The organism is Shewanella sp. FJAT-52076, from assembly GCF_019457455.1.
GTDB lineage: Bacteria > Pseudomonadota > Gammaproteobacteria > Enterobacterales > Shewanellaceae > Shewanella > Shewanella zhangzhouensis.
In genome coordinates, this window is the sequence record NZ_CP080415.1 from 2,623,598 (window position 1) to 2,647,210 (window position 23,613).

The following is a 23,613-nucleotide window of genomic DNA, read 5'->3' on the forward strand; positions in this document are numbered from 1 at the left end:
CAAGTGTGCGCCAACGAAGGAGGCCTGATGGAGATTTTTGACTACCACCCCCCGGCAGTCCCCTGGCTCGATATTCGCTATATAGACCGAGACCTCATCATCATCAATAAACCATCGGGCCTGCTGTCAAACCCCGGCATGGCAGCGCACACCCACGACAGTGCCATAACCCGTCTGTGCAAGCTCTATCCAGGGGCCATACTGGTCCACCGCCTGGATTGTGCCACCTCGGGCATCATGGTGTTTGCCCGCAGCAAAAAGGCCGAGTCCAATTTAAAGACCCAGTTTCAAAATCGGGACACTGAAAAACGCTATCTTGCTAAAGTAGCGGGGATCGTTGAACGGGACAAAGGCACGATAGACCTGCCCCTGGGTAAAGACAGAAGCAATCCGCCGTGGCAGAAAGTGGATAAGGCAGAAGGCCGCGCGGCGGTGACACACTATGAGGTACTGGAGAGGCGCGAGGGTTCAACCCTGGTGGCTTTAGCACCCGAAACCGGCCGCACCCATCAGCTAAGAGTACACATGCTGGCCCTTGGGCATCCGATTCTCGGGGACGACTTCTATGGCAGAACCCAGGAATTCGGCCAAGGCACGGTGGAAGAGGCATCACCCAGGCTCTGCCTGCACGCAGAGCGCCTGAGCTTTAAACATCCCTGGTCAAACAAGCCCATGACCTTTGTCAGCCGAGCGCCCTTTTAGGCCTGAATAATCGGCTGCAATCAGGCGACCAGAGTTTCTTCGCAGACAGGGGCACGGTAGAAGCAACCACGGAAGTTGTGGAATTCCAAACCAGCCTCGGTAACAACAAAAAACTCACCGAAAAAGTTGCCGCCCACGTCATCGAGTCGCAAGCCTTCAGTGTGTTCAGTCGCGGTCATTTCATCACGGCTGTGACAGCCATCGCTGAACCAGGTTTCCAGAAAATAACGCCCCGACTCTTTGTAAAGTGACAGACTATCGCCCTGTTCAGGCCGTTCATCGACCCAGCGGCCAACCAACTCACGTACATTCATATCTGCCTCCCGCCCCGTCAGGCGTCGACGTTTTTCGAACGCTGACACGGTTGAATCCCTATGCATATTTTCTGTTGCAATAAACATGTCCAGAACACTTACTGCATGCTGCACAGACGCCATGAAACCTTCTCTCCCGAAACCCCGCCCAGAGGTTAAAAACCCGTAACCAAAAAGATAAAAATCAGTGAAAAATCCAGAGTTGAATTTTGCTGCTTTCTTTGTGGGCAGTGTAACCCAAGAGAAAAATAAAAACGCGAGCTTAATCACTATTTATGCGAAATTCATACTTTGCTTAAGTATGTGGCGATGTACGGTAATTTAATATGGGGAATGCCATTGGGGCACAGTGGTGAGGTAACCGATAGAAAGAGTGGCGGACCGAATAGTGCGAAGAATCCTGTTGAAGCCGATATCCCAAAAGACTCAGATTGGTTCTGCTAACGGGTTAAACCGCTGTGTGATTACGCCTTATAAAAGGAGATGCTGCGCACCGGTAATTGAAATGCCCCTTCATCAGCACCGCCAGCCACCAGCCCCAGGCTTTTCAGCTGATGAAAATCCAGTCGCGGCGCCGTGACTGTCAGGCCCCGTCTCAGGGCAACAAACTGGCTGAAGGGAATGCGGTAACGTCGCCAAAGCCCCTGCCCTGCATAGGTGTCTCCCAGCGGCGCCTGATAAACATGGCGATCGCCACTGTGTGTGTCTTTCAGGTTCACTTTAAAGGCACGCTCCGGCGCAGCGATTTCAAGCTCTACCCCCTGAAAGGCGCTTACATCCCTGGGCTCAAAGTCCAGATAAACAGAGGCAAAACCACCCCCATTGGCGTGGGAAACATAGCCGGTGAACAATCCATGGCCCTTGGGCGATGTTTGCAATTGCGCTCTGGACAAGCCACCCATAACGGCGTCGGTCACACTGTACCAATCTCTGGTGTTGTCCAGCGCAGTAAAATCCACCAGTCTCATCTGTGACCTCCCGGGATCTTTCTCGCTGACAATAAAAAAGCGGCAGTATCTTAATACTGCCGCTTTTTCAGCCATTTGTCATTTATAGCAGCTTAGGCTTTACGCTCTGCCGCTTCACAGGCCGCTGCGGTAAAAAGCACATCGGTGGAACTGTTCAGTGCGGTCTCGGCACTGTCCTGGATAACACCTATAGTGAAGCCTACGGCCACTACCTGCATCGCAATATCGTTGGAAATGCCAAACAGAGAGCACGCAAGCGGGATAAGCAGCAAGGAGCCGCCTGCCACGCCTGAGGCGCCGCAGGCCGAAACAGCCGCGATAACACTGAGCAGCAGCGCGGTGGCCAGGTCGACTTCAATGCCCAGGGTATGCACGGCCGCCAGCGTCAGCACAGTAATGGTGATGGCGGCACCGGCCATATTGATGGTGGCGCCCAGGGGAATAGAGACTGAGTAAGTGTCTTCATGCAGCTTTAAACGCTCACACAACGCCATGTTCACCGGAATATTGGCCGCGCTGGAGCGCGTAAAGAAGGCGGTAACACCGCTTTCACGCAGGCACTTAAACACCAACGGATAAGGGTTGCGACGAATTTTCAAAAACACAATCAGCGGGTTAACCACAAAGGCTATCACTGCCATGGCACCAAGCAATACGCCAAGCAGTTGGGCATAGGCCGTCAGGGCATCAAAGCCGGTTTGAGCGATAGTGGCAGCCACCAGGCCAAAAATACCAATTGGCGCGAGACGGATAACGAAACGCACCAACTGGGACACACCGTGGCTGACATCATGCAGCATGGTTTTGGTGCTGGCGCTTGCATGGCGCAGCGCAATACCCAGACCCACACCCCAGGCAAGAAGACCAATATAGTTGGCATTAATCAGGGCATTAACGGGGTTATCCACCAGTTTGAACAGCAAGGTGTTGAGCACCTGACCTATCCCCTCTGGCGGGTTGGCGCCCGCGGCCGCATCAATCAGAACAAGGCTGGTCGGAAAGGCAAAACTCATCAGTACAGCCGTCAGGGCCGCAGCAAAGGTACCCACCAGATATAACAGGATGATGGGGCGCATATTGGTCTGAGCGCCGGACACCTGATTGGCGATTGACGATGCGACCAGCACAAACACCAACACAGGTGCGATGGCTTTGAGTGCACCCACAAAGAGGTCGCCCAGGAAGGCAACCTGATTGGCAGCCTCAGGGCTGAATCCGGCAAGGGCCACACCGGCAATGATCCCCACAAAAATTTGCAGCACCAGGCTGCCACCGGCAGCATTTGCCAGCAATGATTTTTCAGTACTCATGACTTGACCTGTCGTTGTTATCGTTATGGGCCACAGGGGCCTTAAGGACTTTGCATCCCGGCTTTGGGTTGTATCGAAAAGCAGAGGCTTTGTCCAGCAAAGGCTCTGCATTTGGCGGTATGAGTGGGGTGTTGTGGTCGAATTGCTTTCAAGTCGCCAACAAAAACATCAACTCTGTGAGCTGGATCTGCTATCTACGCCCCTGAGCATGGCAGCAATCAGCTCCTGGGCATCAAACTTGGTCAGAGCCTCATCGGCGCCCACCTGCTTGGCCTGGCTGACGCTGATTTCACTGGAAAGCGACGTGTGCAAAATGATGTATGCAGAGGCCAGCGCCGTATCGTTTTTCACTTCGAATGCCAGCTCGTAGCCATCGAGGCCCGGCATCTCAATGTCACTGACCAGAATGTCCACAGGCCGCTTTTCATCGGCGCTCTGGGTCATCATGGCCAAGGCATCCCGACCGTTTGACGCCACCCTGTAACTGATATTGATGGCATCCAGAGCATCGGAGAGCTGCTTTCGCGCCACCTTGGAGTCGTCCACTAGCAGAATATTCATGGGTTTGAGTTGCTCACGCTGCACATCGGTGAGAATACCTATGCGTTTGTCTTCTTTGATGGGGAAGATTTTCGACAGCAGCAGCTCAACATCGAGTAATTGGACAAGCTTATCCTGATAGCGGGTGACACCGGTTAAAAAGGCATTGCGGCCCAGATTATCCGGGGGTGACAGTATGTCACGCCAGTTACATTCGATGATTTTATCTATGCCGCGCACCAAAAAACCAATCAACATCCGCTGGCAATCGGTGATGATGATAAAACACTTGCTGCGCTCTTCGTCGGTCACCGGCGGATAGCCCACAGCGGCGGCCATGTCGATAACGGATATGGTCTGGCCACGCACTGTGGCTGTACCCAGCACCGCCGGATGTGACTGGGGCAGCGCATTGAGCTGGGTGTAAGGCACCAACTCGCGGATTTTCAACGTACCCATGGCAAACAGCTGCGAGCGACTCAAATGAAACAGCAGCAGACCCTGGGATTGATTGGCTTTACTCTTCATAGTTCCCCTTCACAGGATTAAAGCTGGGATTCCAGTGGCAACAGCGCCAGCACGTCGGCCATAAAACGGCGCCAAAATCCAGCCTGGGGCTCGGCATAAATATCTTTTCCCGAGCTGAGTTCATGCCAGTAGAGGCCGTCTTTGCCAAGTTTCACCTGGTAGGTGTTATTGGTTAAAAACCGGGGCAGCCAAGCATGAATTTTCTGATTCAGCTCCCCTTGATTAACCATGACCCCCATTTCAGTATTGAGCCAGGCCGAACGCGGATCAAAATTAAAGGAGCCGACAAAGAGCCGGTCATTGTCAAACAAAAAGCTCTTTGCATGCAAACTGGAGCGGGAACTGCCTTTCCAGGAGTGACTCGGACGCTTGCCGGTCGCTTTCACTTCATACAGGGATACCCCTGCACGTAGGAGCGCCTCACGATATCCCTTGTAACCGGAATGAACCGCCAGCACGTCGGTGGCAGCCAGGCTATTGGTGATCACAGTTACCGCAACACCGCGCTTGGCAAGCCCGGTCAGTAATCTGACGCCGTCTGCTGTGGGAACAAAGTAAGGCGAAATGATAACCAGACTTTCCCGGGTTTGCTGAAACTCCTCGAGCAAGGGTGTGATCATCCAGGCTTCCGCCTTCCCCTCCCGCTTGTCGTGAGGGTCGGCAAAGACTCTCGCCTCCCCCCAAAACCATTCCAGACGATTGTCCGCCATATGCCTGAGCAGCGGCGACTTGGTCAGGCGCTGAATATAGGGATGTTCCTCAAGCTGGCGCTTTTGGTTGGCAATCAGGTCATACATGGCTGCCAGCTCATCGGACTGGACCTGATGCTCAGTCAGAAGCTCTACCGGGTAGGTGTCGCTGCCATTCCAATAGGCATCAAATTGATCGGAGACCTGCTCTACCACGGGGCCAGTCAGCAACAGGTCGAGATCCCCAAACTCCACATCTTCGTCATTGGAGAAATACTCGTTGCCTATATTGCGTCCGCCTACCACGCTGAGGCGATTATCCACCGTCAGTGATTTGTTGTGCATGCGATGATTCATGCGACCGAAATCGGAGACAAATGACAAGGCCCTGAGGGTGCGGTGAGACGATGGATTGTAGAGCCTGACGGACACATTGGGGTGACTCGCCATGACCGCCAACTGCCGGTCGATATTGACGCTGGCAGTATCGTCCAGCAGCAGGCGTACGCGCACGCCCCGGTCTGCCGCATCCAGCAGTTGCCAGGCCAGCAGTCGCCCGGTGTCATCGTTGCGAAAGATGTAATATTGCAAATCGATACTGGCTTCGGCGGACTTTATCAGCGCCAACCTGGCCACCATGGCATCCAGCCCCTCAAACAGCGGCAAAACACCACTTTGCCCCGGGTGGCTCGCAAGTGGCTCTGCCAGGTACCCTGCTATCAGGCTGTCAGGCGCCGACGTCAGCTTGTAACTCCGCGGTGCATCTTTAAGTTCGGGCAAGCTGCTGCAACCGCCGAGTGAGAGACACCCGAGGATCATCAGCCAAAACGAACGCCAGGAAACACGTGGGGGCATACAGTTGAATTCCTTTTGCTTTCAATTGGATTCATTCTGCATTGAATATAACACGTCGTAAACTAATTGATCCCAGCCTTCTGCCGTAAAGGCCTGCTCCCTCAGGCTGCGAACCTGACTGACCGCATGTACAGGCGCTGCGCCCCGCGCCATCAGATACGCGGCCATAAGTAAGCCGGTTCTGTCATTGCCAAGGGCACAGTGCACCAGCACAGGAGTCTGCGCCGCTTCCATCTCGAGGACCCACGCCAACGCCTCACTGATGACCTGCGTTGCGTGAGTGACGTCCTCGTCCAAAGGCGGAACGTTCCGCGTTATGGGGCGGTGCAAATGGGCAATACCAGCCCTGGCCAGCGCATCGGTATCACCCGCATCGTCGGACAGGCTCACCACAGCACCTATCCCAATTTCTTTGAGTTCACCCGGGTCCCAGGGCTGAAAACAAGGGCCACAGCGTCCGGCAAGTACCCCTTCAACCATCCAAAACAGGTGTTTCATGCAAGTCCCCTCTGAGGTTATTTAGCTCATTATGCCAGAGGCCGGGCTTCGCGGGACTTGATTGAGCGCAGTATTTTTATCGACGGGATTAGAGCAACAAAGGTATTGCCGATTCGAGCTTCAGCAGACTCGCCTTCATTTCCAATCCCCATGCGTACCCGGTCAGCGCCCCACCCTTACCTATGACACGGTGGCAGGGAATTATGATTGCCACCGGATTCGCGCCATTGGCCGCTCCAACCGCCCTGACAGCCTTTGGTCGGTGGATTTGATGGGCTATCTCTGAATAGCTGGCCGTTTCGCCCCAAGGAAGGGCGAGCAGCGCTTGCCACACAGCCCGCTGAAACTCAGTGCCTTTGGGGGCAAGCGCCAAATCAAATTGATGGCGCTTACCATCAAAGAACTCGGCAAGTTGTGTGCAGGCTGCTGCTAAATGCCCTTCAGCCCGGTTGACAGCTTGCTGTGAGTGACACATTGGCGCATCGGTAAAGGGAGCGGCCTTGAGCGCCATTAAGCCATTCTCGCTCGCTCCCAGCCACAGGGTGCCTACGGGACTGTTCAGAGTACAACTTGCCGCCATCGGCGCGGGAGCGTGCAGTTCGCAGCTGGTATTGGTGATTCGCATCATGGTGCCTCTATATTAGTTAATGGGTTTCCACGGGCCGTTCATAACGGCTATCTCTGGCCAGTCATTGTATTGCGCAGCGGAAAATCTGCGTGGGTAGTTGGTTAAGTAAACGCTTACGGGTCTCAGGCACGGTGTTTACACTTCTGTATGCCAGAGCGCCAGGGTGAGATAGCTGCCCCAAGGAGAAACCTCACTTTTTAGCGTGTCTGGCACCTTTGTCCAGCCCATGGCGCAGAGCTTTTGCTTAACGACCAAATCACCCACCAGCAATACATCGGGGTCCGACAGTCCCCGCATGCGGGCATAACTCACGGTCCAGGGACCGACTCCTTTTACTGCGAGCAAGGCCTGATCGTTCGGCTGGGGATCACGGCTAAAAAGCGCTGCCATCTCTCGCAGTGCATTCTTCCTGCTCCCCGGCATTTTCAGGCTTTCGAGGGTGGCCGACGCAACCTGTTCCGCAGTGGGAAAAACCCGACAGCGTCTGCCGCCAAGTTCAACCTCGTCTGTTGTTTCGTCTGTCAGCAGACCCAGGAGTCTCGTCGCCTGGACAAGACTCACCTGTTGCCCCAATACGGCGCGGCATGCGGCCTCAAAAAAGCTGCCGGCTCCCGGTAATGTCATGGTATTGAGCGTGACTCCCTCGGGCATCTTGTCCTGAATATGCTCATGAATGAGGGAGAGATTGGCATCCACATCCAACACCCGCTTGATTTCGGCGAGCCACTGGCTGAGCGTACTCACCCGCCCCCCCGGATAAATGGTAACCGCCAAGGTGTTTTTGTCTGGCAGCAAACACGCCTCAAACCAGCCGGCGTCGCCCGCAACCCGGAGGGTACGGCCATAGCAGGGCTCGCCTGCATCGTTGGAAAACCACTCGGCACCGGGAATGGCCCTTGCCATGAAAAAGGCCCTGAGCCGCATAAAATCGTAAGGGGGCCTGAAACCTAAGTGAAGACGAATGCCACTGTCCTGCACCTTACTGGCAGCGCGTATGTCGCTTGGCGTTAAAGCCAGCCGCTCGCGGAACACTTCATTGAATCGCCGCACCGACCCAAAACCGGCCGCAAAGGCCACATCGGTAATGGGCAAGGACGTTTGATGCAAGAGCGCCTTGGCCAGCAGCAAGCGGCGATAATCACCATAGGCCTTGGGTGACATACCCAGTTGCTCACCAAACAGCTTGCGAAGGTATCTGCTGCCAACCCCCACACGCTCAGCGAGCGCTTCCATTGCCTGAGCCTGAGTTTGAGCGGGCTCGGATGTATGTTCGTCGGTTGCATTCAAAGCTCCCGCGTCAATGAGTGCCATAGCCCGGGACAGGGTCGTTGCCGTACCGCGCCAGGGTGACGAGCCTGGCGCTGACTCGGGTCGACACCTCAGACACGGCCTTAAGCCTTGGGCAGCCGCGGCCTGGGCAGAAGCGAAATAACGCACATTTTCTTCTTTGGGGGCTGTGGCCGGACAAATGGGACGACAATAGATGCCGGTGGAGAACACACCGGTAAAAAACAGTCCGTCGAAGCGGGCATCGCGACTCAAACGCGCCCGTTGGCATATTTCTGCGGAGGGTAGTTGTTGGAACACGGTCAGATCCCAGGATAATGAACCTTGCGTCACTTTACCTGAGGGCCTTGTTATCAACCAGCGGAAATCGGCCCTTAACCCGAATCCCCTCCCCCACTCCCGTTCGCTTTTTGGGTAACGGCATAATCTGAAACAGAAATTAACAATCACCCGCAAGTCTAATTGGGATATGCTGTGGCGATTGCTAATGGAACCAAAAAATTATGATTAAGCTTTTTCAACTATTCGAGCGCTGGACACAGGCGTTACCGGAAACAGACGCCAGCAAACCACCTGCGACCCTGTTTGCATTCTGTCGCCACTATACCCGCGGATTTGAAGTCCCCCTCATCAGCATGTCATTGCTGACAGCCCTGCTGGCTGCGCTTGAAGTGTCGCTGTTTGGATTTATGGGGCAGTTGGTGGATTGGTTGGTAAATAAGGACCCGGCAACCCTGCTGCAGGATGAAGGCAGAACGCTGCTTGGCATGACCTTGCTGGTACTGGTGGCAATTCCGCTGCTGGTGCTGCTGCACGCCCTCATTGCCTATCAAAGCCTGCTGGGCAACTATCCCATGTCGATTCGCTGGCTGGCACACCGCTACTTGCTGAAACAAAGCATCGGTTTTTATCAAAATGAATTTGCCGGCCGTATTGCCACCAAGGTAATGCAATCCGCGCTCGCGGTGCGGGAAACCGTGATGAAACTGCTGGATGTGGCCGTGTATATTCTGGTGTATTTCACCTCTATGCTGGTGATCATCGCCCAAAGCGACTGGCGACTGATGCTCCCTATGCTGGTATGGCTTTGCTTCTATGTGGCACTCCAGTGGTATTTCATTCCCCGATTGAAACAGGTATCAACGGAGCAGGCTGATGCCCGCTCGACCATGACAGGTCGCATTGTCGACAGCTACACCAATATTTCCACCGTGAAACTCTTTTCCCATACCCAGAGAGAAGCAGACTATGCCCGTGATGCCATGGGTGGCTTTTTGGATACCGTGTACCGGCAAATGCGTTTGGTGACAGGACTTAACGTCAGTGTGCAGGTCATCAACTACATGCTGGTGTTTGCCGTTGCTGCAATTGCCATTTTTTTGTGGACAGACCAAGCCATCACCATAGGTGCCATCGCCATAGCCGTGAGTCTGGCACTGCGTCTCAATGGCATGAGCCAGTGGATCATGTGGGAGGTAAGCTCGCTTTTTGAAAACATAGGTACAGTGGTAGATGGGATGAATACCCTCTCCAAACCCACTCAAATTGAAGACAACCAAAACGCCAGGGCGCTGCAGGTCAGCAATGGGGAAATCCAGTATCGGGACGTGAGCTTTCATTATGGCGAAGGCAGCGGGGTGATTGACGGATTGGAACTTAATATTCGCCCCGGTGAAAAAGTGGGACTAGTGGGCCGTTCAGGCGCCGGGAAATCCACCATGGTGAATCTGTTGATGCGCTTTTATGACGTGGAGCGCGGTGAAATACTTATCGACGGCCAGCCCATCAACTCTGTAACGCAGGATTCGCTGCGGGCCCACATCGGTATGGTGACCCAGGACACCTCTTTGCTGCATCGCACTATTCGGGAAAATATTCTCTACGGTCGCCCGGATGCAACAGAAGAAGAGCTCGATAAGGCCATCGACAGAGCTCAGGCTCGGGAGTTTATCGAGCAGCTCAGCGACCCATCCGGAAACCATGGATTGGATGCCATGGTGGGCGAGCGTGGCGTTAAGCTTTCCGGCGGCCAGCGTCAGCGCATTGCCATCGCCCGGGTGCTGCTGAAAGACGCGCCCATTCTGATTTTGGACGAAGCCACCTCTGCGCTGGACTCCGAAGTAGAGGCAGCTATTCAGGAAAGTCTTTACCAGTTAATGGAAGGTAAAACTGTGATAGCCATTGCCCACAGACTCTCAACCATCGCCGCCATGGACAGGCTTATCGTGCTGGACGAAGGCAAAATCGTTGAGCAAGGCAACCACAAGGAACTGGTGGCCCATGGCGGCATATACGCTCAGCTGTGGGCCCATCAGACCGGTGGTTTCCTCGGGACTGAGTAGCCTTTATCCACTCAATCAAAGGGCACAATGCAACTGTGCCCTTTTTTATTGCCTGTCTACGTCCAATCCTTATTCGTGCCAATCACAGACAAACCTTGCTGATATTTAAGATATAGAGAGTTGCTATATTGAAACGTAAGACGAGATGGGTAACTGGCCGGTGCCAGGATTTGCTATCACCTTAATGACGCGAACCACTGGAGACAGCACAGCGCCAATTACCAGTATCAAATATTCAGCGTATTCACTAAAAAACACTGCAGTCAGCGACTTAAGGAAAGGAGGTATTCGGGTATTTGAAGAGTGCTGACGAAAAACATACGTTGGAAAACAAAAAACCACCCAGTGGGTGGTTTTAAATTTGGTGGAGCTACGCGGGATCGAACCGCGGACCTCTTGCATGCCATGCAAGCGCTCTCCCAGCTGAGCTATAGCCCCGAAATCTTCACTGAAATAGTAAAAACTTCAGAAATTGTGTCATCCACTGGATACCGCCGTGCCATCCAAGATAGCGCGGTGCCCCACCGCCCGAGGGCTTTAGAACAAGAAATGTGGCATCCCCTAGGGGATTCGAACCCCTGTTACCGCCGTGAAAGGGCGGTGTCCTAGGCCTCTAGACGAAGGGGACACTGGACTTAAGTGTTTAGACTCGCTTAAAAGAGTGTGGCATCCCCCGGGGGATTCGAACCACTGTGACCGCCGACTCTCTACCCAGAGAAAGTGGGCGGTGTCCAAGATTTCCCTACGAAGGGGACCCTGGACTCACGATTAACGCCGTGAACACGTATTTGGTGGAGCTACGCGGGATCGAACCGCGGACCTCTTGCATGCCATGCAAGCGCTCTCCCAGCTGAGCTATAGCCCCGAAATCTTCACTGAAATAGCAAAAACTTCAGAAAATGTGGCATCCACTGGATACCGCCGTGCCATCCGAGATAGCGCGGTGTCCCACCGCCCGAGGGCTTTGAAACAAAAAATGTGGCATCCCCTAGGGGATTCGAACCCCTGTTACCGCCGTGAAAGGGCGGTGTCCTAGGCCTCTAGACGAAGGGGACCCCGGACTCACGATTAACGCCGTGAATACGTATTTGGTGGAGCTACGCGGGATCGAACCGCGGACCTCTTGCATGCCATGCAAGCGCTCTCCCAGCTGAGCTATAGCCCCGAAATCTTCACTGAAATAGCAAAAACTTCAGAAAATGTGGCATCCCCTAGGGGATTCGAACCCCTGTTACCGCCGTGAAAGGGCGGTGTCCTAGGCCTCTAGACGAAGGGGACCCCGGACTCACGATTAACGCCGTGAATACGTATTTGGTGGAGCTACGCGGGATCGAACCGCGGACCTCTTGCATGCCATGCAAGCGCTCTCCCAGCTGAGCTATAGCCCCGAAATCTTCACTGAAATAGCAAAAACTTCAGAAAATGTGGCATCCCCTAGGGGATTCGAACCCCTGTTACCGCCGTGAAAGGGCGGTGTCCTAGGCCTCTAGACGAAGGGGACCCCGGACTTAAGTGTTTAGACTCGCTTAAAAGAGTGTGGCATCCCCTAGGGGATTCGAACCCCTGTTACCGCCGTGAAAGGGCGGTGTCCTAGGCCTCTAGACGAAGGGGACCCTGGACTTAAGTGTTTAGACTCGCTTAAAAGAGTGTGGCATCCCCTAGGGGATTCGAACCCCTGTTACCGCCGTGAAAGGGCGGTGTCCTAGGCCTCTAGACGAAGGGGACCCTGGACTTAAGTGTTTAGACTCGCTTAAAAGAGTGTGGCATCCCCTAGGGGATTCGAACCCCTGTTACCGCCGTGAAAGGGCGGTGTCCTAGGCCTCTAGACGAAGGGGACCCTGGACTTAAGTGTTTAGACTCGCTTAAAAGAGTGTGGCATCCCCTAGGGGATTCGAACCCCTGTTACCGCCGTGAAAGGGCGGTGTCCTAGGCCTCTAGACGAAGGGGACCCGGACCGAAAAACTTGGTGGAGCTACGCGGGATCGAACCGCGGACCTCTTGCATGCCATGCAAGCGCTCTCCCAGCTGAGCTATAGCCCCTCGTTTCTCTTACTGCATTTGAGTGTGCTGCCAGCGTTGCTGACACCGTGTCTCGACTGCGTGGCGCATTCTATGCAGCACACCAAAATGTGTCAACGCCTTTTTTAGGAATTTATCCTATCTGCTACAAAATCAACCGCTTTGGAGATTCTTTGCTCAGAGCGGGCCTTTCCGATGAGTTCCAGGGTGATGTCCAATCCTGGCGACTGCCCTGCCCCGGTTACGGCAACACGCAGTGGCATGCCCACTTTACCCATACCGACTTCCAGCTCAGTTGCTGTCTCTTCAATGGCTTGATGAATTGCTTCACGATTCCACTCGGTCAGAGCAGCCAGTTTCTGCTGCACCAGTTTCAATGGCTCCAGTGCCACACCCCGCAGATGCTTCTTCGCTTGCTCTGCATCGAACTCTTCGAAGTCTTCATAGAAGTAGCGGCTGGAGGCGGCCAGCTCTTTCAACGTTTTGGCGCGTTCAGACAGTGCGGTCACCACGTCGGCAAGGGCCGGACCATTGCTGGTATCAATACCCTGATCCTTCATGTGCCATTCAAGGTGCTTGGCCACATACTCAGGATCCAGCGCTTTAATATAGTGTTGGTTCAGCCACAGCAGTTTTTCGCTGTTAAAGGCAGAGGCTGCCTTGTTGATGTCATCGAGACGGAAAAACTCCACCAATTCATCCATGGAGAAGATTTCCTGATCGCCATGGGACCAGCCCAGACGCACCAGGTAGTTCAGCAGGGCTTCTGGCAGATAACCGTCGTCACGGTATTGCATCACACTCACAGCGCCGTGGCGCTTGGACAGCTTGGCACCATCATCACCCAGGATCATGGAAACGTGGGCGTATTCAGGAATTGGCGCACCGAGCGCTTTGAGAATGTTGATCTGACGTGGGGTGTTGTTGATATGGTCTTCACCGCGCACCACGTGGGTGATGCCCATGTCCCAATCATCCACTACCACGCAGAAGTTGTAAGTGGGGCTACCATCGGTACGACGAATAATCAGGTCATCCAGCTCTTCGTTGGCAATCTCGATACGGCCACGCACGTGGTCATCAAACACGACACTGCCACCCTGAGGATTCAGGAAGCGCACTACATGGGGTTCGCCCTCGGCACGTGGGGCGGCGCCACGGCAGCAACCATCATACTTCTGACGCTCACCCTTGGCAGCCTGTTCTTCGCGCACAGCTTCCAGACGCTCTTTGGAGCAATAACACTTGTATGCCGTACCGGCCTTGAGCATTTGATCGATAATTTCGTTGTATCGGTCAAAACGCTTGGTCTGATAGTAAGGACCCTCATCCCAGTTCAGGTTCAGCCATTCCATTCCTTCCAAAATAGCGTCTACCGCTTCCTGGGTTGAGCGTTCCAGGTCGGTATCTTCGATACGCAACACAAACTCACCCTGATTGGCGCGGGCGTGAAGCCAGGAATACAGCGCTGTACGGGCACCACCAACGTGCAGGAATCCAGTGGGGCTGGGAGCAAAACGGGTTTTTACAGTCATAGGGGACACTAACCTATTAGCAAAGGGCCATCGGGCCTTAAGGGTCAAAGTGGCAGTATTCTACCAGTGTATTGGGCCGTTGGAAAATGGGCTCATGTCGGGGTCATGGGTGTGAAGCGGCGGGGATTCAAAACTTCACGGCATGAAACCTGCCCCGCTTATTCAACAATAAACTGAGCCCTGTTTAGGGCTGTCGGTACTTTTATTCTATGCTCAGTGAAGATAACGACAGGAATATCCCATGGCCAACGTCAGTCAATCCGCTTCGCTGGACAGTATCGCCGCTTATCTTAAGCGCCTGCATGGCTGCGATCAGGATACCGCACTTAAAGAAGCCAGAGAGGTCATGCATAACCTGATGGCCATGAGACAAAAAGGATTTATCAACGGCTGGTATTTTGATGAGCGCGGGCACCTCGAACTGCTGCCAAGTGATGCGGTACAAAAACACCTCTCTCCTCCGAAATAAGCTCACCTTTATATGGTTCCTGCTTTGTCCTTCCAACGCGCAATTTGGGTGGATTTCCACCCATCCAGGATTTTAGTGTGAGCGGCTACTCACCCACACCTTCCAACCATGTGCTACGGATCACTGATTTAACTGTTTCATTACCAACGAGTTAAAGCAATGTTAACCATATTGGCCTACTCTTTGCCTTGTCATTAACAGACCTCAAGGGAAATCACTGCAGTATCCCGAGGAAAGATACGCAATAACAACTCAAGGGAATTCAATATGAAAGTATCAAAACCAGCGACCCTGCAATCACTCTTTACCCTCGGCAAGGCCAGCCTGCTGGCAACCGTGCTGGGATTCAGCTTCGGCGCGGCCGCCGAACCGGTAGAAATCAAGTTCTCCCACGTGGTAGCGGAAAACACCCCAAAAGGCCAAATGGCGCTCAAGTTTAAAGAGTTGGTGGAAAGCCGCCTTCCCGGTGAATATAAGGTGAGTGTATTTCCCAACTCACAGCTCTTTGGTGACAACAACGAACTGGCGGCACTGCTGCTGAATGACGTGCAGTTGGTTGCGCCGTCCCTGTCCAAGTTCGAACGTTATACCAAGAAACTGCAAGTATTCGACCTGCCCTTCCTGTTTGAAGACATGGACGCAGTGGACCGCTTCCAACAGAGCGAAGCCGGCCAGCAACTGCTGAACTCCATGAGCCGCAAGGGCCTGGTTGGTTTGGGCTATCTGCACAATGGCATGAAACAGTTTTCGGCCAACAATGCCCTGTCGCTGCCAGGCGACGCGGCCGGTAAAAAATTCCGCATCATGCCTTCCGATGTGATTGCAGCGCAGTTTGAAGCCGTGGGTGCCATCCCGGTGAAAAAACCTTTCTCCGAAGTCTTTACCCTGCTGCAAACCCGTGCCATCGATGGTCAGGAAAACACCTGGTCCAATATCTACTCCAAGAAGTTCTACGAAGTACAGACCCATATCACCGAGAGCAATCACGGGGTACTCGACTATATGTTGGTCACCTCTGAAACCTTCTGGAAGAGCCTGCCCAAGGACAAACGTGACATCATCAAGCAGTCCATGGACGAAGCCGTTGCCCTGGGTAACAAACTGGCGCTGGAAAAAGCCAACGAAGATCGTCAGCTGATCCTGGACTCCAAGCGCGTTGAGCTGGTGACCCTGTCCCCCGAGCAGCGCCAGGCCTGGGTGAATGCCATGCGTCCCGTCTGGTCACAGTTTGAAGACAAGATTGGTAAAGACCTGATTGAAGCCGCTGAGGCAGCCAACAAGCCTTAAACCCGTGTGGGGCACCCAGGTGCCCCTTTTGTCACTCAATAACCAGGGATGACGCTGCCACAGGGACGGTGCAGATATTCCGGGGAGAGCATCAGTGATTTCTCGTATTTTTGGTTACTTTGAAGAAGGCGTACTTAACCTTCTTATCACCCTCATGACGCTGCTGGTATTCATGGAGGTCATTGCCCGATTCTTCTTTAATACCGGCTTTTTGTGGATCCAGGAGCTGACCCTCACCTTTTGTGGCTGGTTTGTGCTCTTTGGCATGTCCTATGGCATCAAGGTCGGCGCCCATATCGGTGTGGATGCCTTCGTCAAAAAACTCAAACCCGGTGCCAGGCGCATTTCGGCGCTGCTCGCCGTCAGCATCTGCCTGATTTATTGCGCCATGTTCCTCAAGGGCACCTGGGATTATCTGTCGCAGATTTATCACATCGGCATTGGCATGGAAGATTTGGACGTACCATCAGTGCTGATGAAGCAAATGAGCGAAGACTTTGCCTGGGATGTGATGCGCATCGACCCCGAAGACCCCGCCATTCCCCTTTGGATAAGCCAAAGTATTCTGCTGCTCGGGTTTGTGATGTTGACCTGGCGCTTTCTTGAACTGGCGGTGGCCATTTTCCGTGGCACGTCCAACGGGTTCAGCTTCCATGATGAGGCCAAAGAGAGCATGCACCTGGCTGATGAGCAGTCGGGCGCCAACGACAATAACAATGACGGAGCCAAGTCATGACCATAGCCACGCTGTTTTTAACCCTGTTCCTGTGCATGCTGCTCGGTATGCCCATCGCCATCGCGTTGGGATTTTCAAGCATGCTGACCATCTTGCTGTTTTCCAACGACTCTCTGGCGTCGGTGGCCCTTAAACTCTACGAAGCCACCTCAGAGCACTACACCCTGTTGGCGATCCCCTTCTTTATTCTGTCGTCGGCCTTTCTCTCCACCGGTGGTGTGGCAAGGCGGATTATCGATTTTGCCATGGACACCGTCGGCCATATTCGTGGTGGTCTTGCCATGGCGTCGGTCATGGCCTGTATGCTGTTTGCCGCTGTGTCAGGCTCGTCCCCTGCGACGGTAGCGGCCATTGGCTCCATCGTGATTGTGGGCATGGTACGCGCAGGCTACCCGCAAAAATTTGCCGCCGGGGTGATTACCACCTCGGGTACCCTGGGGATCCTCATTCCGCCCTCCATCGTAATGCTGGTGTATGCGGCAGCGACCGAGGTGTCGGCCGCACGTATGTTTATGGCTGGCCTCATCCCCGGGCTCCTGATGGGTGTGCTGTTGATGGTGGCCATTTACATTGTGGCCCGCATTAAAAACCTTCCATCCCGCCCCTTCCCCGGTTTTAAGGCACTGTCGATTTCAAGCGCCAAGGCCATGGGTGGATTGGCTCTGATTTTCATCGTGTTGGGCTCCATCTATGGCGGTGTGGCCAGCCCCACCGAGGCTGCGGCAGTGGCCTGTGTGTACGCCTATTTGGTGGCTGTATTTGGCTATCGCGACATAGGCCCACTCAAAGAGGTGCCATGGCGCAAAGCAAATGAAACTCTGCTTGCTGCTACTGGTCGCAACCTGCTGCATGTGGTACTGGGCCTTATCAAAACGCCCGCCAACCGCGAAGTACGCAATGTGGTGCGTGATGGTGCCAAAGTCAGCATCATGCTGCTGTTTATCATCGCCAACGCCATGCTGTTTGCCCACGTGCTGACCACAGAGCGGATTCCGCACATCATTGCCGAAACCATCGTCGGCTGGGGCCTGCCGCCCTGGGGCTTCCTTATCATAGTTAACCTGCTGTTGCTGGCGGCCGGTAACTTTATGGAGCCATCAGCCATTCTGCTTATCATGGCCCCCATTTTGTTCCCTATCGCCGTACAGTTGGGTATCGACCCCATCCACCTGGGCATCATCATGGTGGTGAACATGGAGATTGGTATGTTGACGCCACCGGTGGGGCTCAATCTGTTTGTGACGGCGGGGATAACCGGCCGCAGCATCGGTTGGGTTATCCATGCGTGCCTGCCATGGCTGCTTCTGCTGCTGGGCTTCCTGGTACTCATTACCTATGTGCCGCAGATAAGCCTGTTCCTGCCGGAATACCTCGACAGCATGCGAGGGTTTAAATAATCCCTGGCTGCACTGTTGATCCCAAGCCTAATTTAAGCGAGCCTAAGCCATAGATTTACTATGGCTTTTGCCTTTTTGAGAACCGCCGTACATGCAGATGACAGCGCAAATTCAACGACGCCTTCGATATACCCTGCTCGCCCTCGTGGGCCTGGTGGGCGTGTTATATCTGACCTGGAGCTGGCATGTGCGAAGCGGCATGTCGGAGCTGGCCGACACCTCCCGAGCTCAGCTGGGTGAGCTGGTAAGCCTGCTCGATGGCATGCTGTCGCGCTTTGAAACCATTCCCCACGTGCTGTCGACCAACCCAATGCTGGCCGATACCCTGCTCAACCAACGCGACATGGACAAGGTCCACAAACTCAATAAATATCTGGAGGAGCTCAGGCACATTACCGAGGCCTCCGATATTTATCTGATTGATGCCCTTGGCGTTGCCGTTGCCGCCAGTAACTGGCAGCAATCCTATTCATTTGTTGGTCAGGACTATTCGTTCAGGCCGTACTTTACCGAGGCCATCGCCGGGCGCCAGGGCAATTACTATGCGGTGGGAACCGCCTCTGATAAGCGGGGCTATTACTTTTCTTTTCCGGTGGAAGACAGCGGCACAGTGCTGGGTGCCATCGTGGTGAAACTGGACGTGCTGGACATTGAAGCCCAGGCCTCAGGGGTCGCACAGGCGGGTCAGTATGACTTTATTATCACGGACCCCGATAACATCGTCTTTGCCTCCAACAGGGCCGAATGGCGTCTTACGTCACTTGGCCCCTTTACCGACAGCAAGCGCTACGCCCTCAATGCCAGTAAAAGGTATGCGAAGCGGCAAATCACAGAGCTGAATATTCATCCGGCTTATAAAGGGGTGACCGAAGGCGTCAATGCCTATCGGATTGGCAGCGGACTCAAGGCAGCAGACTATCTCGACACCTCCACCGCCATGGTCAAGGCAGGCTGGCGGGTACACGTGTTGACGCCACTGGCTCCTGTTTATGGTTCCTTGTCGCAGGTGCTGCTGCTCTCGGCCACCTGCTATGGCCTGCTGCTGCTGTTTACCTTGCTGCAGCGGGAGCGGCGCCACAGCTTGGCCAGAATGCAGCAATCCAGGGATGAGCTGGAGCAGCGGGTGAAAGAGCGCACCGCCGAACTCGAAGCCGCCAACACCCAGCTGAAAGATACCCAGGATGAGCTTATTCAGGCCGCCAAGCTCACGGTGGTCGGCACCATGTCGGCCAGTATCAACCATGAGCTCAATCAGCCGCTGGCGGCCATTCGAAGCTATACCCAAAATACCCAGACTTTTTTGGAGCGGGATATGCCCGGCCGTGCCCGGGAAAATCTGGCGATTATTCTCGAGCTCACCGACCGACTCGCCGACATTGTCGGCCAATTTAAAAGCTTTACCCGCAAAACCCAGGGCAAAGACGGCGTGGTCATGCTCGCCGACTGTTTACAGCAGGCCCTGACCATAGTGCAGCCCGAGCTGGACAAGCAGAAAGCCCAACTGACTATTCACTGTGAGGATGAATCCCTCAAAGTATGGTGCGACGGCACCCGCCTGCAACAGGTGCTGGTTAACCTCATCAGCAACGCCCTGACCGCCATGTCTCAAAGTCCGGTGAAGCGTCTGTCCATCAGTTTACTCGGCGGCGATCCCGTGACCATACGTATCCAGGACTCAGGACCCGGGGTGCGTGACAGCCTGATGGAAAAAATCTTTGAGCCCTATTACACCACCAGCGAGCGGCAGGGACTGGGGCTCGGGCTGTCTATCTCGCGCCGTATTATCGAATCCATGCAGGGGGATATTCGGGTCGCCAACGCGCCTGAGGGCGGCGCCATCTTCGATATCACTCTGCCTGCTTATTTAGCCGACAAGGGACAATATGAGTCTTGAAAACCTGACAAACATCCAGGTGCTTATCGTGGATGATGAGCCCCATATCGGCACTGTGCTGATGCAACTTTTTGAGCTGAATGGCTTGAATGCTGCGGCCACTACAGATCCTCATCTGGCGATTAGCCTGATTGACCGAGATTGGCCGGGTGTGGTGATTACCGACGTCAACATGCCCGGCATGGACGGCATTTCGCTGCTGGCGCACTGCATCCATATAGACGCCGACCTGCCTGTAGTCCTGCTGACCGGCTTTGGTGACATCGCCATGGCGGTGAGTGCCCTCAAGCAAGGCGCCTACGACTTTCTTGAAAAGCCATTCAATAACGAGCATATGCTGGATGTGGTCAAGCGGGCGCTGGAAAAACGCAGCCTGACGCTGGAAAACCGCAAGCTGAAAAAGCAGCTCGAGTCACACGCCATCCCCGGCCCCAGAATTTTGGGCAACAGCCCGGGCATAGTTCGGCTTCGCAACCTCATTGACATGGTCGTCAATACCCCTGCCGATGTGCTGATTGAAGGGGAAACAGGCACGGGTAAAGAGTTGGTTGCCCGCTGCCTGCACGACCACAGCCCCAGGCATCAGGCTAATTTTGTGGCCATTAACTGCGGCGCCATCCCCGAAAATCTGATCGAAAGCGAACTCTTCGGTGCCGAAGCCGGTGCCTTTACCGGCATCGACAAGGCCCGGGTCGGCAAGTTCGAATTTGCCAATGGTGGCACCCTGTTTTTGGATGAAATCGAGTCCACGCCACTGTCACTGCAGGTTAAACTGCTCAGGGTACTGGAAGACAGGAAGGTTGAACGGCTGGGTTCTAACAAGAGTATTCCACTCGATATCCGGGTGGTGGCTGCCACCAAGGTGGACCTAAAACAACTGTGCGATAAAGGGGAATTCCGCCAGGACTTACTCTATCGCCTGAATCTGGTCACCATTCCCATTCCACCGCTTAAGGAAAGACGGGAAGATATTCCCCTGCTGTTTCTGCACTTTGCCCGCATTGCCTCGGCCCGCTATCACAAGGAGCTTATCTTCCCAAGTGCAGAGCATCATGCCCGCATGACGGCCCACGACTGGCCGGGGAATGTGCGGGAGCTGAGGAACCTTGCCGAGCGTTATGTGCTCCTTGGCGCCGAGTCGGCCTTTGCCGCCAGCCTGGGCGGCCATGCCCAGCTGCAATCCGGCATGTCCTTGAGTCAGCGGGTAGAGTTTTTCGAGCGTATGCTGATTGAAGAAGCCCTGAGTCACAATCGCGGCTCTATCAAGCAAACCATGGAGCAGCTGGAGCTGCCGCGCAAAACCCTGTACGACAAGATGCGCAAGTACGATCTGGATCGCAAGCACTACCTTAACGATACGCAGGAAGAGGCATAGCCCCCTTGCCGCGCCGCAGGGCAAACCAGGCAAACACCGCAGTGACGCCGAGCACTATCAGAGAGCCGTAAACAACGCCGGCCCAGCCAGCCTGATGCCAGAAAGGCATCAGGAAAGGCCCACCAAGTGACGCACCAAGGTAATAGCAGCACAGGTACAGGGCAGAGGCTTTGGCCCTGTGGCCTGTTGCCCTGAGCGCAACCTGGCTGTTACAGCAGGCATGGATAAGGAAAAAGCCGCAGGCACTGAGTAAAAAGCCAAGAATAATGGCGAGCTGGGTGTTGAGCAGCGTCAGTACACTGCCAGCCACCATCAGCGCCAGCGACAGCCCAAGCAAGCCAGGTACCCCTAAATGTTTGATGGCGCTGCCGGAACGGTATGCACTCAAGGTGCCACTGAGATAACACAGGAAAATCAAAGTCACTTCAAAGCGGCTCCAGCCGAAAGGCGGCTCCAGCAAATGCAGCTGAATAAAGCTGAATTGATTCACCATCACCATAAAGGCAAGCCCACCAATGAGGTAAAACACCCGCAGCTGCGGATTACCGAGGTGCAGAATAAAACCTTTCCAGGGCCGTCTTTCACCGCTGCCCGCCTTAAGCGCGTCATTGATTGGTTTTCTGGTCGCATCACTGAGAGGCGCCAAAAAACGATGACTGATGGCCACGGCCACCAGCGTGATGCCAGACAGCAGCACCACTGATGCAAACCAACTCAGATGCTGAGCCATAAAGCCCCCCAGCAAACGGCCAATAATGCCGCCGAAGCTGTTGGCCGCGATATAAAAAGCGCCCGCCTTTATCAGGGCCGGCAGAGGCAATTTATCCCTGAGATACGCCATGGCAATGGCGGGCACAGCAGCAAGTAATATTCCCTGCAGTAGTCTTAAGGCCAATATCTGCGACCAACTGTCGACCACCAGCATCAGCGGGTTGGTGAGAGCCAGCAGCCACAGACTGATAATCAGCGGCCTGAAACGGCCAATGGCATCAGAAATCAGTGCATAGCCCAGCAATGAAAATGCCAGTGAGAAGCTGCTGACGGACAGGATAAGCGTGGATGCCCCTGGGCTGATGGCAAAGTGTTCTGCCAGCATGGGCAGCATGCCCTGCACCAGGTACAGGTTGATATAAACCACCACTGAAGCCAGTGATAATCCGTAGATCAAGCGCCGCGCATCGGCTCTGGATATTCTGCCGTTCACGGCGCACCTCAATACCAAGACTCTGATTGCTTCAGGGTAGCGGCGCGGCTAACATTAACATAATAGATATTTCATCTATTATTTATTGATATTTTTTATATTTAGCTAAGTAGCGGTAACGGATGGATATTAAGCAGCTCAACCACCTCATCGCCATATGCGAAACCGGCAGCTTTACCCGTGCGGCAAAGCGGCTGTCGCTGGCCCAGCCAGCCCTGAGCCAAAGCATCAAAAAGCTCGAGCAGGAGTTGGGGGTTACCCTCATTGGCCGCAGCCAGGGCATGAATGACAAGGGTATAAAGCTCACCGCCGAAGGCCAGGTGCTGCTGGAACATGCCAGACGCATAGTGAACCAGCTCGGTCAGGCCAAGGCGCAAATTCAGGCCATGGCCGACCTGCGTCAGGGTGAAGTCAGGGTGGCGGTTCCCGGCATGTTGGGCTCTTTTTATCTGCCGTCACGGCTGATGGCCTTTCGCCACCGTTACGGCGGCCTCAAATTGAGTCTGTTTGAGGGCGGCACCCGAGATGCGTTGCGGATGCTGGAGCAGGAAGAAGTGGATATTGCCATCATCACGGCCAAAGATCTGACCCCGGCGCTCGACTCCTGCCTGCTGCTGACCGAAGAAATGATGGTAGCCATGAGCCATGAACACCCTCTGAGTGATAAGTCCAGCATCACAATAGAAGAGTTTTTCGACCATGAGTTGGTCATATTCAAACCCGGTTACTTTCATCGGGAATGGCTGCTCTCCCAGGCGAGGGAGCTTGGGATAGCCCCCACCATCGCCTTTGAAACCAACTTAATTAATCTTATCAAGCAGGTAGTCTCTCAGGGCTTTGCCATTACCAGTGTGCTGGACATGGTCATCTCCGCCAAGGATGAGATAGAGAAACGCCCTTTTTACCCGCGGGTATTTCTCGACCTGCATATCGCATGGAAAAAGAAACGTCCACTGGGTCAGGCCGATAAAGCCTTTGTCGAGTTTTTGCTGGCCAACAAATAAAAAAGCCCGGCTCTGCCGGGCTTTTTGCTATG

At 54.3% G+C, this 23,613-nt stretch carries 19 protein-coding genes and 13 tRNA genes; 9 read left to right on the plus strand and 23 right to left on the minus strand.

Going from position 1 to position 23,613, the window contains the following annotated elements; genetic code table 11:
- Nucleotides 1–27: 27 nt before the first annotated feature.
- Nucleotides 28–702, plus strand: a complete 675-nt coding sequence (locus tag K0H79_RS11375; protein ID WP_220075880.1) for an RluA family pseudouridine synthase — start codon at nucleotides 28–30, stop codon at nucleotides 700–702.
- 20 nt (nucleotides 703–722) lie between these two features.
- Here the strand turns inward: K0H79_RS11375 and K0H79_RS11380 are convergent, their stop codons facing one another.
- The 8 genes from K0H79_RS11380 to K0H79_RS11415 form a co-directional block, all read right to left on the minus strand.
- A complete protein-coding gene (locus K0H79_RS11380; protein WP_258405376.1) occupies nucleotides 723–1,016 on the minus strand; it encodes a hypothetical protein in 294 nt (97 codons plus the stop codon).
- Nucleotides 1,017–1,480: 464 nt separating this feature from the next.
- Entirely contained in the window at nucleotides 1,481–1,984 is a 504-nt protein-coding gene (locus K0H79_RS11385; protein ID WP_220075881.1) for a CIA30 family protein, read from the minus strand.
- Nucleotides 1,985–2,076: 92 nt separating this feature from the next.
- A complete protein-coding gene (gene sstT / locus K0H79_RS11390; protein WP_220075882.1) occupies nucleotides 2,077–3,294 on the minus strand; it encodes a serine/threonine transporter SstT in 1,218 nt (405 codons plus the stop codon).
- 168 nt (nucleotides 3,295–3,462) lie between these two features.
- Nucleotides 3,463–4,362 (minus strand): chemotaxis protein, encoded by a 900-nt coding sequence (locus K0H79_RS11395; protein WP_220064930.1) that lies wholly within the window; start codon nucleotides 4,360–4,362, stop codon nucleotides 3,463–3,465.
- Between the two features lie 17 nt (nucleotides 4,363–4,379).
- The gene (locus tag K0H79_RS11400; protein WP_220075883.1) at nucleotides 4,380–5,906 is read right to left on the minus strand and encodes a phospholipase D family protein; all 1,527 of its coding nucleotides are present in this window, start codon (nucleotides 5,904–5,906) and stop codon (nucleotides 4,380–4,382) included.
- A gap of 21 nt (nucleotides 5,907–5,927) precedes the next feature.
- On the minus strand, nucleotides 5,928–6,404 hold the full coding sequence (locus K0H79_RS11405; RefSeq protein ID WP_220075884.1) for a dual specificity protein phosphatase family protein: 477 nt from the start codon (nucleotides 6,402–6,404) through the stop codon (nucleotides 5,928–5,930).
- Nucleotides 6,405–6,492: 88 nt separating this feature from the next.
- Nucleotides 6,493–7,032: a methylated-DNA--[protein]-cysteine S-methyltransferase gene (locus K0H79_RS11410; protein WP_220064933.1), complete on the minus strand. Its 540-nt coding sequence runs from the start codon at nucleotides 7,030–7,032 to the stop codon at nucleotides 6,493–6,495.
- Between the two features lie 135 nt (nucleotides 7,033–7,167).
- Nucleotides 7,168–8,619, minus strand: coding sequence for a DNA-3-methyladenine glycosylase 2 family protein (locus K0H79_RS11415; protein ID WP_258405377.1), 1,452 nt, complete (start codon nucleotides 8,617–8,619; stop codon nucleotides 7,168–7,170).
- Nucleotides 8,620–8,822: 203 nt separating this feature from the next.
- Here K0H79_RS11415 and K0H79_RS11420 point away from each other — a divergent pair, with 203 nt between their 5' ends.
- Complete coding sequence (locus K0H79_RS11420) at nucleotides 8,823–10,661, plus strand: ABC transporter ATP-binding protein (protein WP_220075885.1); 1,839 nt, start codon at nucleotides 8,823–8,825, stop codon at nucleotides 10,659–10,661.
- A 362-nt stretch (nucleotides 10,662–11,023) separates the two neighbouring features.
- Here K0H79_RS11420 and K0H79_RS11425 read toward each other — a convergent pair.
- From K0H79_RS11425 to gltX, 14 genes are all read right to left on the minus strand, one after another.
- Nucleotides 11,024–11,099, minus strand: a tRNA-Ala gene (locus tag K0H79_RS11425).
- Nucleotides 11,100–11,213: 114 nt separating this feature from the next.
- Nucleotides 11,214–11,289 (minus strand) — tRNA-Glu (locus K0H79_RS11430).
- A gap of 161 nt (nucleotides 11,290–11,450) precedes the next feature.
- Nucleotides 11,451–11,526: transfer RNA gene (locus tag K0H79_RS11435), tRNA-Ala, on the minus strand.
- Nucleotides 11,527–11,640: 114 nt separating this feature from the next.
- Nucleotides 11,641–11,716: transfer RNA gene (locus K0H79_RS11440), tRNA-Glu, on the minus strand.
- A gap of 34 nt (nucleotides 11,717–11,750) precedes the next feature.
- A tRNA-Ala gene (locus K0H79_RS11445) sits at nucleotides 11,751–11,826 on the minus strand.
- Nucleotides 11,827–11,863: 37 nt separating this feature from the next.
- A tRNA-Glu gene (locus K0H79_RS11450) sits at nucleotides 11,864–11,939 on the minus strand.
- Between the two features lie 34 nt (nucleotides 11,940–11,973).
- A tRNA-Ala gene (locus K0H79_RS11455) sits at nucleotides 11,974–12,049 on the minus strand.
- Between the two features lie 37 nt (nucleotides 12,050–12,086).
- A tRNA-Glu gene (locus K0H79_RS11460) sits at nucleotides 12,087–12,162 on the minus strand.
- Nucleotides 12,163–12,198: 36 nt separating this feature from the next.
- A tRNA-Glu gene (locus K0H79_RS11465) sits at nucleotides 12,199–12,274 on the minus strand.
- 36 nt (nucleotides 12,275–12,310) lie between these two features.
- A tRNA-Glu gene (locus K0H79_RS11470) sits at nucleotides 12,311–12,386 on the minus strand.
- Nucleotides 12,387–12,422: 36 nt separating this feature from the next.
- Nucleotides 12,423–12,498 (minus strand) — tRNA-Glu (locus tag K0H79_RS11475).
- Between the two features lie 36 nt (nucleotides 12,499–12,534).
- Nucleotides 12,535–12,610 (minus strand) — tRNA-Glu (locus K0H79_RS11480).
- Between the two features lie 15 nt (nucleotides 12,611–12,625).
- Nucleotides 12,626–12,701, minus strand: a tRNA-Ala gene (locus tag K0H79_RS11485).
- A 104-nt stretch (nucleotides 12,702–12,805) separates the two neighbouring features.
- Nucleotides 12,806–14,215, minus strand: a complete 1,410-nt coding sequence (gene gltX, locus K0H79_RS11490; protein ID WP_220064935.1) for a glutamate--tRNA ligase — start codon at nucleotides 14,213–14,215, stop codon at nucleotides 12,806–12,808.
- A gap of 241 nt (nucleotides 14,216–14,456) precedes the next feature.
- On the opposite strand from gltX, the gene K0H79_RS11495 reads away from it, so the two are divergent.
- From K0H79_RS11495 to K0H79_RS11520, 6 genes are all read left to right on the plus strand, one after another.
- Entirely contained in the window at nucleotides 14,457–14,684 is a 228-nt protein-coding gene (locus K0H79_RS11495) for a hypothetical protein (RefSeq protein ID WP_220064936.1), read from the plus strand.
- A gap of 267 nt (nucleotides 14,685–14,951) precedes the next feature.
- On the plus strand, nucleotides 14,952–15,971 hold the full coding sequence (locus K0H79_RS11500) for a TRAP transporter substrate-binding protein (protein ID WP_220075886.1): 1,020 nt from the start codon (nucleotides 14,952–14,954) through the stop codon (nucleotides 15,969–15,971).
- A 94-nt stretch (nucleotides 15,972–16,065) separates the two neighbouring features.
- Nucleotides 16,066–16,707 (plus strand): TRAP transporter small permease, encoded by a 642-nt coding sequence (locus K0H79_RS11505; RefSeq protein WP_011760323.1) that lies wholly within the window; start codon nucleotides 16,066–16,068, stop codon nucleotides 16,705–16,707.
- Entirely contained in the window at nucleotides 16,704–18,104 is a 1,401-nt protein-coding gene (locus K0H79_RS11510; protein WP_220064938.1) for a TRAP transporter large permease, read from the plus strand. The genes K0H79_RS11505 and K0H79_RS11510 overlap by 4 nt, the downstream gene beginning before the upstream one ends.
- Before the next feature lie 91 nt (nucleotides 18,105–18,195).
- On the plus strand, nucleotides 18,196–19,998 hold the full coding sequence (locus K0H79_RS11515) for an ATP-binding protein (RefSeq protein ID WP_220064939.1): 1,803 nt from the start codon (nucleotides 18,196–18,198) through the stop codon (nucleotides 19,996–19,998).
- Nucleotides 19,988–21,373, plus strand: coding sequence for a sigma-54 dependent transcriptional regulator (locus tag K0H79_RS11520; protein ID WP_220064940.1), 1,386 nt, complete (start codon nucleotides 19,988–19,990; stop codon nucleotides 21,371–21,373). Before K0H79_RS11515 ends, K0H79_RS11520 begins: the two co-directional genes overlap by 11 nt.
- Here K0H79_RS11520 and K0H79_RS11525 read toward each other — a convergent pair.
- Nucleotides 21,348–22,577 carry an MFS transporter gene (locus K0H79_RS11525; RefSeq protein ID WP_220075887.1) on the minus strand — a complete coding sequence of 410 codons (1,230 nt, stop codon included), beginning with the start codon at nucleotides 22,575–22,577 and terminating at the stop codon, nucleotides 21,348–21,350. The genes K0H79_RS11520 and K0H79_RS11525 overlap by 26 nt on opposite strands.
- 122 nt (nucleotides 22,578–22,699) lie before the next feature.
- On the opposite strand from K0H79_RS11525, the gene K0H79_RS11530 reads away from it, so the two are divergent.
- Nucleotides 22,700–23,581, plus strand: coding sequence for a LysR family transcriptional regulator (locus K0H79_RS11530; protein ID WP_220075888.1), 882 nt, complete (start codon nucleotides 22,700–22,702; stop codon nucleotides 23,579–23,581).
- The last annotated feature ends 32 nt before the right edge of the window (nucleotides 23,582–23,613 follow it).

Excerpts from the sequence above, each read along its gene's own strand:
- K0H79_RS11375 (WP_220075880.1), top strand. The coding sequence starts at position 28 with ATGGAGATTTTTGACTACCACCCCCCGGCAGTCCCCTGGCTCGATATT.
- K0H79_RS11380 (WP_258405376.1), bottom strand. The coding sequence starts at position 1,016 with ATGAATGTACGTGAGTTGGTTGGCCGCTGGGTCGATGAACGGCCTGAA.
- K0H79_RS11385 (WP_220075881.1), bottom strand. The coding sequence starts at position 1,984 with ATGAGACTGGTGGATTTTACTGCGCTGGACAACACCAGAGATTGGTAC.
- sstT (WP_220075882.1), bottom strand. The coding sequence starts at position 3,294 with ATGAGTACTGAAAAATCATTGCTGGCAAATGCTGCCGGTGGCAGCCTG.
- K0H79_RS11395 (WP_220064930.1), bottom strand. The coding sequence starts at position 4,362 with ATGAAGAGTAAAGCCAATCAATCCCAGGGTCTGCTGCTGTTTCATTTG.
- K0H79_RS11400 (WP_220075883.1), bottom strand. The coding sequence starts at position 5,906 with ATGCCCCCACGTGTTTCCTGGCGTTCGTTTTGGCTGATGATCCTCGGG.
- K0H79_RS11405 (WP_220075884.1), bottom strand. The coding sequence starts at position 6,404 with ATGAAACACCTGTTTTGGATGGTTGAAGGGGTACTTGCCGGACGCTGT.
- K0H79_RS11410 (WP_220064933.1), bottom strand. The coding sequence starts at position 7,032 with ATGATGCGAATCACCAATACCAGCTGCGAACTGCACGCTCCCGCGCCG.
- K0H79_RS11420 (WP_220075885.1), top strand. The coding sequence starts at position 8,823 with ATGATTAAGCTTTTTCAACTATTCGAGCGCTGGACACAGGCGTTACCG.
- gltX (WP_220064935.1), bottom strand. The coding sequence starts at position 14,215 with ATGACTGTAAAAACCCGTTTTGCTCCCAGCCCCACTGGATTCCTGCAC.
- K0H79_RS11495 (WP_220064936.1), top strand. The coding sequence starts at position 14,457 with ATGGCCAACGTCAGTCAATCCGCTTCGCTGGACAGTATCGCCGCTTAT.
- K0H79_RS11500 (WP_220075886.1), top strand. The coding sequence starts at position 14,952 with ATGAAAGTATCAAAACCAGCGACCCTGCAATCACTCTTTACCCTCGGC.
- K0H79_RS11510 (WP_220064938.1), top strand. The coding sequence starts at position 16,704 with ATGACCATAGCCACGCTGTTTTTAACCCTGTTCCTGTGCATGCTGCTC.
- K0H79_RS11515 (WP_220064939.1), top strand. The coding sequence starts at position 18,196 with ATGCAGATGACAGCGCAAATTCAACGACGCCTTCGATATACCCTGCTC.
- K0H79_RS11520 (WP_220064940.1), top strand. The coding sequence starts at position 19,988 with ATGAGTCTTGAAAACCTGACAAACATCCAGGTGCTTATCGTGGATGAT.
- K0H79_RS11530 (WP_220075888.1), top strand. The coding sequence starts at position 22,700 with ATGGATATTAAGCAGCTCAACCACCTCATCGCCATATGCGAAACCGGC.